The 11,614-nt window shown below is 69.3% G+C and carries 7 protein-coding genes; all 7 read right to left on the bottom strand.

All coding sequences use genetic code 11. From position 1 onward, the window contains the following. Positions 1-25: 25 nt before the first annotated feature. A complete protein-coding gene (locus MFF22_RS21475; RefSeq protein ID WP_238252611.1) occupies positions 26-1,099 on the bottom strand; it encodes a pentapeptide repeat-containing protein in 1,074 nt (357 codons plus the stop codon). Further along, positions 1,092-4,250: a DUF2169 family type VI secretion system accessory protein gene (locus tag MFF22_RS21480; protein WP_238252613.1), complete on the bottom strand. Its 3,159-nt coding sequence runs from the start codon at positions 4,248-4,250 to the stop codon at positions 1,092-1,094. The genes MFF22_RS21475 and MFF22_RS21480 overlap by 8 nt, the downstream gene beginning before the upstream one ends. Positions 4,251-4,267: 17 nt before the next feature. Next, positions 4,268-5,908 carry a sigma-54 interaction domain-containing protein gene (locus MFF22_RS21485; RefSeq protein WP_238252615.1) on the bottom strand — a complete coding sequence of 547 codons (1,641 nt, stop codon included), beginning with the start codon at positions 5,906-5,908 and terminating at the stop codon, positions 4,268-4,270. Positions 5,909-5,915: 7 nt separating this feature from the next. Then, positions 5,916-8,645, bottom strand: coding sequence for a type VI secretion system ATPase TssH (gene tssH / locus MFF22_RS21490; protein ID WP_238252617.1), 2,730 nt, complete (start codon positions 8,643-8,645; stop codon positions 5,916-5,918). Positions 8,646-8,802: 157 nt separating this feature from the next. Continuing rightward, complete coding sequence (locus MFF22_RS21495; protein ID WP_238252618.1) at positions 8,803-9,321, bottom strand: Hcp family type VI secretion system effector; 519 nt, start codon at positions 9,319-9,321, stop codon at positions 8,803-8,805. A gap of 177 nt (positions 9,322-9,498) precedes the next feature. Further along, positions 9,499-9,849 (bottom strand): hypothetical protein, encoded by a 351-nt coding sequence (locus MFF22_RS21500; RefSeq protein ID WP_238252619.1) that lies wholly within the window; start codon positions 9,847-9,849, stop codon positions 9,499-9,501. A 37-nt stretch (positions 9,850-9,886) separates the two neighbouring features. Further along, entirely contained in the window at positions 9,887-11,548 is a 1,662-nt protein-coding gene (locus MFF22_RS21505; RefSeq protein WP_238252620.1) for a type VI secretion system Vgr family protein, read from the bottom strand. Positions 11,549-11,614: the final 66 nt, after the last annotated feature.

The following is an 11,614-nucleotide window of genomic DNA, read 5'->3' on the forward strand; positions in this document are numbered from 1 at the left end:
TCCGTTGCCATTCCAGTACATCGTCTCACACCCTCTCGCCGGGCGGTGCGACCACCCCCGGATCGTAAAGTTCACCCACGGCCCGTTCCGGCACGGTCTCCAGCATCTCGCCGGAGCACCCGTGGAAGAGCGCGCCGTCCGTCCGGGCGCAGTGGAAATCCGTCCGCAGGAACCGGGCCCGGCTGAAATCCGCGTGGTCCAGCAGCGCGTGGGCGAAGCGGGCATAGGCCAGCCCGGCCTCCCGGAACGAGGCGGCCTGCGCCTGCACGCCGGCAAAGGTCGTCCTGTCCAGCAATGCCCCGTCGAAGCGGCAGCCCGGCGCCCGTGCCTCCTGGAAAACCGCCCCCGGCAGGTTCGCCCCCGTGAAGTCGGCGCCCCCCAAATCGGCCTTGGCGAAGATCGCCATGGGAGCCCGCACGTCCCGGAGGTTCGCCCCCGTGAGGCTCGCCTCCACGAGCATCGCGCCGCTCAGATCGATCCCGGACAGGTCCGCCCGGTCGAGCTTCGCCTTCATCAGGTTGCACCGGGGCAGGGACAGGGAGCGCAGGTCCCGCCCGGTCAGGTCGCACTCCGTCAGCAGCAACATCTCGCAGCGCAGGCCCGTGAGGGCCGCCGATCGCAGATCGGCCTTGACGATGGCGGTGTTGGTCAGGGACGCCCCGGTGAGATCGATGTTGTCGAGGGTGCATTCCAGGATGCCGACGCCGGAGAAGGCGCCCTGGGCCAGGATCGCCCCCATGAGGCTGCCGCGCATCCAGGTGGTCCGGTCGAGGGTGCCGTAGGAGAGGTTCGCCCCTGCCATCGTGCATTCGATGAAGCTGGTGAGGGGCAGGCGGGCCCCCCGCCAGGAACTCTCCCCCGCGGCGCAGGAGATGAAGCTGCATTCCTCGATCACCGCATCGTCGAAGCGGCAGCCGGTCAGGTCGCACTGGACGAAGCTCAGGCCCTTGAGGCGCGCCCCGGCGAAGGACGCGCCGCGGAACGAGGTGGTCATCACCGCCCCCTCCCCGAGGCTCACCCCGGCGAGGTCGCAGCCGGCGAGGTTGCCGTCTTGGTAGGGCCAGCTATGGGCGAGGTGATCGAGCAGGTCCTCAACCATCGCTGGGATTCTCCAACCGGGTCCCGCCAAGATTTGCCCGGGTGAAATCCGCACCGGCCAGAGCCGCATCCGCGAGGTCGGCGCCGTAGAGGTTCGCCGACCGGAGCAGCGCGCCGCTCAGATCCGCCCGGTTCAGCTGCGCCTCGAACAGGTTCGCCGTGGCGAGGTCGGCGCCGCCCAGGTCGTTGTGGGATAGGAGCGCCTGCCGCAGGGAGGCGGCGCGGAAGTTCGCCCGGCTCAGGCGGGTCTCGATGAAGCAGGATCCGTCGAGCCGGGCGCGTTCGAACGACGCCCCGGTCAAGTCCGCCTTCTGGAAGCTCAGCTGCCGCGAGGTGATCCTTTGGAACCGGGCCTCCCGCAGGTCCGCCTCCCCTGCGAAGATCACGCTGCCGAGGTCGGCCTCGCCGAACTCCGCCCCCGCCGCCCGCACCTGCAGGAACCCGACCTCGAACAGGCGCGCCCCGCCAAACCCGATGCCGGTGCAATCGACATCCATGAACGACACCTTCTCGACGCTCGCGCCGGTCCAGTCCGTCCCCGGCAGGGAGCATTGCATGAAGCTCCCCTGCCGCAGGTGGACCTGCCGGAACGACGCCCCGTCGAACGCCATCCGCATGGCGCTGAAGTCTTCGATCTCCGCCCCGTCGAACACCGCCGCCGGGAAGCCGGCGCCGAACAGCGACGCACCCACGATCCGCGCCCCGGCGAACCGGGCCTCGCGCCCGTCCACCTTGCAGAGGTTGGCTTGGCCGAGGTCGCAGCCCGACAGGTCCGTCCCCACCAGGGAAGCGCCGCACAGGGTCGCCCCGGTCAGGCGGCTCCCCGCGAGCCGCGCGCCGTCGAGGCAGGCCCGTTCCAGCATCGCCCCCGACAGGTCGAGGCCGCTGAGGTCGAAACCCCGCAGGTCGGCGCCGGCGAGGTCCCGCCCCGCGAGGTTCAGGCCGCCCCTCGCCTCGGCCAGGATCAGTTCCCCAAGCGACCGGGCCACCGCCGGGGTCAGGGGCCGCTCCGGCGCCACCGGCTCCGGCGACCGCCGCCGCATCTCCGTCATGGACTCGATGAGCCTGGGCTCCGCCTCGTCGAGGGCCGCCTCCAGCGTGGCGGGGACGGCTGCCAGCTCGGCCTTGGCCTGGGCGATCGCCGCGGCCGGGTCCTTCGGGGGCGGTGCCTGCGGCCCCGCGAGCGCGCTGAGGGCCGCCAGGGCTCCCCCCGGCCCGGCGCCGAGATTCGGGAACGATCGCCGGAGGCCGTCGTCGATGTCGGCGAAGGCGCCCACGATCGTCTCCCCCGTTCCCGCCGGCACCTCCGGCGTCTCGGCGATGAGGTTCAGGATCCGGTCGAGGGCGGCATCGGGGGGCTCGGGCGGCGGAAGCTCCGCCCCCTCGGGCAGGGCCGCGAGATCGAGGAGGCCGTCGATGTCGGGGAAGGCGATGTCGCCCGCTTGGCTCCGGAGTTCAGCGAAGGGCCGCCCCTCCGGCAGGCCGAGAAAGCGCGCCCGCGCCAGCTCCAGCTGCCGCACCTCGTCCACCTTCGGGTTGGCGGCGTCCAGCATGGCCGTGCGCCAGTCCGCCAGCGCCTCGACCTTGTCGAGGACATCCGACCGGGCATCGCCCTCGGGCAGCAGCTCCGACAGGTCGGGCATCCCGGCGAGGCCGGCATCGATCTCGGCAGCGGTCCCCGGCTGGCCGAGGGCGGCGAACAGGCGGTCGATGGCCTCGGGCCCGGCCTGTCCCGACGTGATCTCCGCGCTCGCCGCCAGCAGCGGCGCGGCCTGCTTTTCCATGTCCCGCATCGACGCCTCGATCCGGGCCGAGGCTGCCTCCATCGCGTCGAGGATCTCGGCGAGGTCGATCTCACCGCTCGCGAGTTCCTCCGGGAGCGGCATCGGGATGCCGTGATCCTCCGGCTCCGGCATCTCCATCGCCGGCCAGAGTTCCCGGGGAAGACCCGAGTCCTTGAGCATTTTCTCCTGGAGCCAGGCCTGATCGTCCCGCCACTTGGCGAGGCGGGCGGCGGCGATCTCCTTCCGCCGGGCCGCGCGTGCCTCCAGCTCCTCCGGCGCCAGGGGCGGAGCGAGCTGATGTTCCGAGAAGGCGTGCTTGTGCCCGTTCTCCGGGTCCAGGCGCAGGTCCCTGATGCGCAGGTAATGCGCCGCGGGCAGGGGCTCGTCCTCAGCGCTCTCGTAGACGAACAGGGTGTCGGCCACGTCCCTCGCCTCGAAATCCTCCACCGGAAGGGCGCCCCGGTAGACGAGGATCCCCCGCCGGGCCCCGGCCACGAGCCACAGCGTGTCGATCCGCAGGGGCACCTCGACCACCGGCTTGCCGGGGTCGACCCAGCCCACGAAGCAGCGCACCCGGAACCCCGGCAGCGTGGCGCTGATCTCCGGCGAATCCGCCGCGAAGTGGCTCAGCGCGTAGGCCTCGTCGCCGGCGAGGTGGCGCGGAAGGCGCTGGTCCTCCGGCGCGAACAGGAAAAGGCGGGGGTCGGCGTCGGCCGCCAGCCCCGGCGCCCGGGTCTTCAGCCATTCGGACCCGTAGGTGCCCGCGTGGCGCAGGCGCCTTGGGTCGTCCGGGGCCATCGGCCCGAAGGCTGCGCTCGGCGGCACATCGCCGACCGCGCGGATGGCGGCGTCGGGGATCTCGATGTTCGGCAGCGCCACGGTCTCCTGCGCCAGGAGGCGCTCGGAGGCCCGGAAGCCCGTCCCTTCCGGGTTCCCGGCATGGCCCGGGCCGCCGAAGCAGCGGGCGGGGATCAGCGGCATCTGCAGGAACGGCCGCGGCTCCGTGCTCACGGCGGTCCCGTCGGCCATCCGCCAGAACCGATCCCCGGTGACGAGCAGGCTCTTGCTGCGGCCGCCGAAGGTCCAGCTCAGGCCCATCCGGGGCACCGGCCGGCCGGCGGCAGCCGCCGCATGGCCCGCCACCAGCACCTCCGCCTGTGGCTTCGGCAGACCGATGTCGAACACCCGGCCCGGCGGCAATTCCTTGGCCACCAGCATCCACAGGGCCTGCTCGCCCTCGAACCGCCGACGGTCCGGCGCCGCAAGATCGAACATCCCGAAGGCCGAGAGCACGAGGCTCGCCCCCGGCGGGCGCCTCTCCGCCTTGGTCATCACGCCCAGGGAGCGCGGTTTGATGAGAAGGGCCATGGGCGTGCGCGATCCCCTCAGGAGGCCTTGATCGCGTAGCGCTGCAGCTTGTCCACCAAGCTGCGGCGGGAGATCTGGAGCAGCTCCGCGGCGCGGCTCTGGTTCCAGCCCGCCTCGCGCATCCGGCGCTCGATGACGATGGCCTCGTAATGCTGCACGGCCGACCGCAGGCTCCCGTCCCCCTCCGCCGGGAGCGACGCCTGCTGAGGCATGATCTCCGGCGCCGACCGGGCGAGGTGCGGCGGCAGGTGGCGCAGGTCGATGCGCTCGTCGCCGTCGATGAGCAGCGCCGCGCGCTCGGCGATGTTCTTCAATTCCCGGATGTTGCCCGGATAGCGCCAGCGGCAGAGCGCCTCCAGGGCGCGGGGCGTCAAGGCGAAAACCGCATGGCCATGGCTGCGGGCGATCCGGTGGAGGAAGAAATCGATCAGCAGGGGAATGTCGGACGGGCGCTCCCGCAGGGGCGGGATAATCACCGGGAAGGTGCTCAGGCGGTAGTAGAGGTCCTCCCGGAACAGGCCCTGGGAGATCTTGAGCGGCAGGTCCGCGTTGGTCGCCGCGACGATGCGCACGTCGACCTTCTCCATCCGGGTGTCGCCGAGGCGGCGCACCGACCCGTCCTCCAACAGGCGCAGGATCTTCGCCTGGAGGGGCAGCGGCATGTCGCCGATCTCGTCCAGGAACAGCGTCCCGCCGTTCGCCTCCTGCACCAGGCCCTTCTTGTCCGCCAGGGCGCCGGAGAAGGCCCCCTTCCGGTGGCCGAAGAGTTCGCTCTCCAGAAGCGTCTCCGGCAGGGCGGCGCAGTTCTGCGCGACGAAAGGGCGGCCGCTTCGCTTGCCGAGCCGGTGGATCGCGTTGGCGAACACGTCCTTGCCCGTGCCCGTCTCCCCCAGGAGCAGCACCGCCACGGAGGAGGAGGCCGCCCGCCGGGCGAGGTCGAGGGCGGCCCGGAAGGGGGCGCTCTCGCCGATGATCTGCGCATCGGGCGGCTGGGCGGCGATCGCCTTCAGGCGGGAATTCTCCCGGGTCAGGTCGGCGTTGCGGCGGTTGAGCTGGCGGATGAGTTCGCGGTTCTCCTCGAACAGCCGGGCGTTGGCGATGGCCACCGCCGCATGGGCCGCGAAGGAGGCGACGACCCGCTCGAACACCTTCGGCAAGGGGCCGGCTTCGCCGGCCGCCGTGATCCGGACGTTGATGAGCTGCAGCACGCCCAGGGTCGCCCCCTCGATGCTCCACAGGGGCGCTGCCACGAAGGAGCGCGTGCGATAGCCGGTCCGCTCGTCCCAGCGGTGCAGGTCCGTGAAGTCGAAGGGGCTGTAGGCGTAGATGTCGGCGAGGTTGACGATCTTGCCCGTGACGGCGGCGAAGACGTTCGCGTCGCGCAGGTTGAAGGCATGCCGATTGTCGTAGACCGGGATCTCGCCGGCCAGGGTGGCGGCCTCCGGCGCAGCCTCGTTCTGGCCGACCATCCCATGGAAATGGCGGCCCGTCCGGTCCAGCACCAGAGCGCGCCCTCCCTCCGCCCGGGTGAGGCGCCGCGCGGAGGTGACGACGGCCCCCAGCAGCGCCTCCAGCCGGCGCTCGGTGGAGAGGGTCTTCGTGAGCTCGATCAGTTCCTCGGCGACCGCGAGGGGGTCGAGCAGGGGTTCGGTGTCCACGGCGGTCCTACCCGGCGGCCAGCGCGGCGGGGCGGGGCGCCGGGGCGTGCCCGAAGTCGAACAGGAAGCCCCCATCCGCATCGGCATCGACGTGCAGGCTGTCGATCACCTCGTCGCTGCCCATGGTGCGGATGATGCCCGTTGCGATCTCCGGCAGGAGGGTCCGGTCGATGATATGATCGACCTTGCGGGCGCCGGACTCGATGTCGGTGCAGCCCGCCATGATGACCTGCACCACGGCGTCGGTGTAGCTGAAGGTCAGTTTCCGGCTCTCGCGCAGGCGCCTCCCGACCTTGTCCAGCTTGATCCGGACGATCTCGTCCAGCACCTCCGGCATCAAGGGATACAACGGCACCACGCGCATCCGCGCCAGCAGGGCCGGCTTGAAGTGGCGCGACAGGACCGGCCTGATCGCATCGGCGAGGGCCCCGGCGCCCGGCCGGTCCGGCCGCGAGCCGAGATCGGTGATCAGGTCGCTGGCGAGGTTCGAGGTCAGGACGATGACGGTGTTCTTGAAGTCGATGAGCCGCCCCTCGCCGTCGGCGAGGCTGCCCTTGTCGAACACTTGGTAGAATAGGTTCAGGACTTCGGGGTCGGCCTTCTCGCATTCGTCTAGCAGCACCACCGAGTAGGGGCGCTGGCGCACCGCCTCGGTCAGGAGGCCGCCCTCCCCGTAGCCGACATAGCCCGCTGGCGCTCCCACGAGCTTGGAGACGGTGTGCTTCTCCTGGAACTCCGACATGTTGATGGTGATGAGGAAGCGCTCACCGCCGAAGAGCAGGTCGGCGAGCTTGGTCGCCAGTTCCGTCTTGCCGACACCGGACGGGCCGACGAACAGGAACACGCCCATCGGTTGGCCGGGATTGTTCACCCCCGCCTTGGCCGCCCGCATCCCCTCGTCCAGGGCGGCGATGGCGTGGTCCTGCCCCCTGATGTGGGCGCGCAGGTTCGCACCCAGGCCCAGGATCGCGGAGGCCTCATCCTTGACCATGCTGCCGACCGGGATCCCCGTCCAGTCGGCGATTACCTGCCCGACGGCGTCGGCGGTCACCTCGTACTGGATGGTCGCGACGCCGCCCCGCGTGTTCTCCAGGACGGCAACCGTCTGCCGAAGCTCCCCCTCGGCGGAGGCACGCTCGGCTTCCGTCAGGCCGTCGCGATCATCCTCTCCGGCCGCACGACTGTCGGGGCCGAGGCCGAGGCGGTGCCGCAGGGCCACGATACGGTCGACCAGCACCTTTTCGTGCTCCCACCGGGCCATCGCCGCGGTCCTGTCTTCCTCCTGCCGGGCGATCTCCCCTTCCACCTCGGCGATCCGCGGATCGTCCAGGCCGAGGGTACCCCGGTCCCGGGCCAGGGCCTCCCGCTCCCGCCGCAGGGTCGCGATCCGCACCTCCTGGTCGTCGATGGCCGCAGGCTTGGTCGAGAGCGAGAGCTTCACCCGGGCGCAGGCCGTATCGAGGACGTCGATCGCCTTGTCGGGGAGCTGGCGACCCGTGATGTAGCGGGCCGAGAGCTGGGCCGCGGCGGCCACCGCGTCGTCGCGGATATAGACGCCGTGGCTCTTCTCGTAGGCAGCCCGCAGGCCGCGCACGATGATGGTGGCCTGTTCCGGCGAGGGTTCGTCGAGCTTCACGAGCTGGAACCGGCGGGCCAGGGCCGGGTCCTTCTCGAAGTACTGCTTGTACTCGGACCACGTGGTGGCCGCGATGGTCCGCAATTCCCCCCGTGCGAGGGCGGGCTTCAGGAGGTTCGCCGCGTCCCCGGCCCCTGCCGAAGGACCGGCGCCCACGAGCATGTGCGCCTCGTCGATGAACAGCACGACCGGCCTGGGGGCGGCCTTCACCTCCTCGATCAGGTTCTTCAGGCGCTTCTCGAACTCGCCCTTCACCCCCGCGCCCGCCTGGAGCATGCCGAGGTCGAGGCTGAGGAGATCCACGTCCCTCAGGAAGTCCGGGACGTCGCCGCTCACCATCTTGAGGACGAGGCTCTCCACGACCGCCGTCTTGCCGACGCCGGGGTCGCCCACGCAGATCGGGTTGTTCTTCCGCCGCCGGCCGAGGATGTCGATCATCTGCCGGAGTTCCCGGTCGCGGCCGAAGACCGGGTCGATCCGCCCCTTGCGGGCCTCCTCGGTGAGGTTGACCGTGAAGCGTTCGATGGCGCTGTCCGAGGCCGACGAGCCTGCGAACGCGCCGGGATAGGGGCCCGGGGCCGCCGCGCTCCGCTCTCCCCCCGCGCTGCTCCGGGGCGGCACCGCCTCCTCCGACGAGGCGGCGACGATGGTGCGGAAATCCGCCTTGAGCTCGGCGACGGGCACGGCGCGCAATGCGTCGAACCACTCCGTCATGGCGTAGCGGCTCGGGTTGGCGAGCAAGGCCGCCAGGATGGCGCCGGAGCGGATCTGCGGCTGGCCAAGTTCCACCGAGGCGATGAGCCACGCGTCGGTGAGGAGTTCGATCAACACCGGTGAGAAGACCGGCCGGCCGGCATTGCCCGACCGGAACGAATCGGTCGCCCGCTTCAGCCCCTGCTCGAACTGCGCCGCGTCCAGGCCGAACCGCCGGACGATGAGGCCGAGGTCCCGCTGGTCGTCGTGCGTCATGGCCAGCAGCAGATGCTCGACGGTGACCTCGTAGTGGGTCAGCCCGACGCTGAACCCCGCAGCCGTTTCCACGGACCGCTTCACGTAGGAGTTCAGCCGTCCAAGCAGCTGCTTGAGATCGATCTGGATCATCGAGGCTTCACCGGGGGCCCGAAGAAATGCGGTCGCGGAGGTGCGGAGCAGTCAGCCGGCTTCGGTCACATGCGTGCCCGATCGCTTCAGAAGTGTGACGATTTGCCTCATCAAGGGGGCGGGACAGCCATTTATTGACGCTGTCCCGCCCGATGAATTAGGCGGCCTGCCAGGAATCCTCACCTTCCGTGGAAGCCTTGGTGTGCTTCCAGGTCACCTTCTCGTAGGTGAACGACCAGTCTTCCATCGGACGCAGGTGGTCGTTCGACGCATCGACGGTCAGGGGAAGATACGACTTGCCCTCGCAGAGCTTGGCGTTCTCCCACTTGTACTCGAAGAATTCCTCCGGCTCGCCGAGGCCGGCGGTGTCCGGACGGTACAGCTTGCAGCTGATCTCGGTGAGGGTCTCGCCCTTGGCGAGGGCCTGCCACAGCAGCGGCGAGGACCGGTCCGTCAGCTTGGTGAAGGTCACCGGCTGGTGGACACGGGCGCCGCTCGTGACGCCGGACTTCGGGTCACGGGGATTCACCACCGCGCCCACGAGGGCCAGAACGGTGATCTCGTTGCCGTGCTTGTCGAACTTGGCGCCCGCACCGGCGCTCTTGATCGTGCTGGCCTCACTGGAGATGTCCCCCTGCTTCTGGCCCTTGATGGTCATGTATGCGTCGAGCGCCATCTGTCTGTCCTCGCAATCGTTCTTGCCGGTTCAGCCCGGCGGACTCCCTTCGGCAAGCCCCGTACCAAGGCTTCGAAGTGTATTAAAGCTATGTTTTGATTCAGGAAATTAGATTCACATCATTCGTGTGACTGCGCAGCTTCCCGCGCGTTCCGGGCCGGCTGCGCAGGTCTCTGCTCAGGGCGAGACGGCCTCGATCCGGGCGTCGCAGGACAGGACGGCCCGGGTGGCGAGGTCGATGCAGACATCGGCCGCGACTCGGTAGCCCGTCCGGTCCACGGTGAGGACGCCGGTGACGCGGATTCCGGCGCAGGCCCGCGGCCCGTGCCGGCGCTGCGTGGCCGGGCTGGCCGCGAGGTCGGCCCGCACCACCGTTCCATCGGGAAGGACGGCTTGGCGCCAGCTCTCCCCAGGCACGGGGCGGAAACCCCTTGGATCCAACTCGCCGGGGAAGAGGTGAGCCCGCACCGAGTCGTGCACGAGGGTGGCGAGGGAGTCGGGCTCCCGCACCGCCGGTTGCCAGGTCATGGTGCTTCATCCCCGCGGGATGGCCGGCGGGGCTCGGTCATGCCCCCTGCGTTCCCGACTCGGGATCGAAGGCCTCGCTCGAGGCCGGCGCATTGCCCATGTGGCTCGCTTCCATGAACGCGCCGGAGCGCGTGCGGATGCGGTGGTGCGTGGCGTTGTCGAGGGTCACCACGCTCTTGTTCGCGCCATCGAACAGGGCGCCCAGGATGACGGGCCGGTCGATGTCGCCATTCACGCAGGCGAGCATCACTTCTGTCCCCCTCAGGAGGGGGAAGTGCATGCCGATGTCCGAGGGGCCGGCATAGGGTTCGGCCTTGCGCACCGTGTCGCTCGCCTTGCCGTCGACCTTGCCGCTGTCGTCGAAGCTCAGGCGCACCCGGTACCCGCCTCGCGGGTCCAGCTCGACCATCTTGTCCTGAGCCGCCGTGTCGACCTTGGCGGTGAACAGGCCAGCGGCCACCGGCCGGGGCGTGCGGCGTTCGGGACGGAAGGGGGTCTCGAACGGGATCGCCGTGAACCGGTTGCGGAACGGTGCGCCCTCTGGCCAGCCCGCCCCGGTGAAGCCCTGCGGCGCGGGCGTGGTGAATTCGTGCTCGGCCGAGACGACAACATACTGCCCCGACAGCGTAGGATGATCATGCAACTCGAAGTAGACGCCCGGCCGCAGCAGCGGTGAGTTGCTTTCCCCCTGGTAGGTCGTACGGCGGCAGGCGATCTCCTCGGCCCGCACCGTGGCGAGGCCCTTACCGTCCTTCTGCGTCGCATAGTTTTCGCCGTATGCGACGATCTCTCCGATTCCGCGACTCGTGACGTCTGCTTCCGCGTTCAGCTCGGTGGCGGGGTTGTTGTAATCGTATTCCTGCAGGATGATCTTCTGCGGGACGATCCGTGCGACGAACCGGAACGACGTCACGGAACCTGCGGCAGGACTGGTGTGAGTGGTCGCCCTGTCCCAATATCTCAGATGAGACGGCGCGGCCTTGAAGGCGGTGTTCGTATCGCTGAACATCACCTTTTCGACCAGCTTGAGGCCGGTGGCGTCCATCTCCGGAATATCGTTTCCGGCTTTATCCTTGCTTGCCACAGGGTAGCGGTGGAAGAAGTAAAATATTCCGTAGTGCTCGCACCAGCGCGAGAGGAAATTCAGGTCGGACTCGTCATATTGGACAATATATCTTCTCTCGTCGTAGCTTGTCACGAAAACCGTCTGATGCTCGACCGAGACGTTACGGCGATGGGTGCTCAGCGTCCCTGAGAGGGATTTCTCGATGAGGTCCGTGACGGACATCGCCGCGTCCGTCCCATAGACCTGATTCTGCTTCGTGTAGGCGAGCAGCTTCAGCTGCGGCACGATCAGGGCTTCGTAGGAATAGTCCCTGTCGCCGAGGGGATCGAAGGCTTGAAACTCCGCCACGACGCCCTGGACCTGCATCCTGGCGTCATCGACCCGGATCGTCAGGTCGGCGTTCTGGCCCAAAACATCGTCGGCCTTGATCGTCGCATCGGAGTGGAACGTCACCCGGAATTCGTAGGTCTCCGAGATGGCCTCGCGGCCAGCGACGCGCTCCACATAGAGCTTCGAGGAGAGGGGCCCGTTGCCCAGCTTGAGCGTGATCGGGCTGCGGTCGTCTTCCGTGGGTTCCGCCGTTCCGGTGGGGGAGGACGCGGAGGCGAGATCGTACGTGGATGTCGAGGACATGGCCTTCATCTCCGGTGCTGGAAAAGGTCGGACCCCCGCCTCCGGCGAAGACCCGTTTCGGCGGGA

This window comes from Methylobacterium persicinum, from assembly GCF_022179525.1.
Classification (GTDB): domain Bacteria; phylum Pseudomonadota; class Alphaproteobacteria; order Rhizobiales; family Beijerinckiaceae; genus Methylobacterium; species Methylobacterium persicinum.

What these genes read in the sequence shown, in the direction of transcription:
- MFF22_RS21475 (WP_238252611.1), bottom strand. Translation starts at nt 1,099, where the DNA reads ATGGTTGAGGACCTGCTCGATCACCTCGCCCATAGCTGGCCCTACCAA.
- MFF22_RS21480 (WP_238252613.1), bottom strand. Translation starts at nt 4,250, where the DNA reads ATGGCCCTTCTCATCAAACCGCGCTCCCTGGGCGTGATGACCAAGGCG.
- tssH (WP_238252617.1), bottom strand. Translation starts at nt 8,645, where the DNA reads ATGATCCAGATCGATCTCAAGCAGCTGCTTGGACGGCTGAACTCCTAC.
- MFF22_RS21495 (WP_238252618.1), bottom strand. Translation starts at nt 9,321, where the DNA reads ATGGCGCTCGACGCATACATGACCATCAAGGGCCAGAAGCAGGGGGAC.
- MFF22_RS21500 (WP_238252619.1), bottom strand. Translation starts at nt 9,849, where the DNA reads ATGACCTGGCAACCGGCGGTGCGGGAGCCCGACTCCCTCGCCACCCTC.
- MFF22_RS21505 (WP_238252620.1), bottom strand. Translation starts at nt 11,548, where the DNA reads ATGTCCTCGACATCCACGTACGATCTCGCCTCCGCGTCCTCCCCCACC.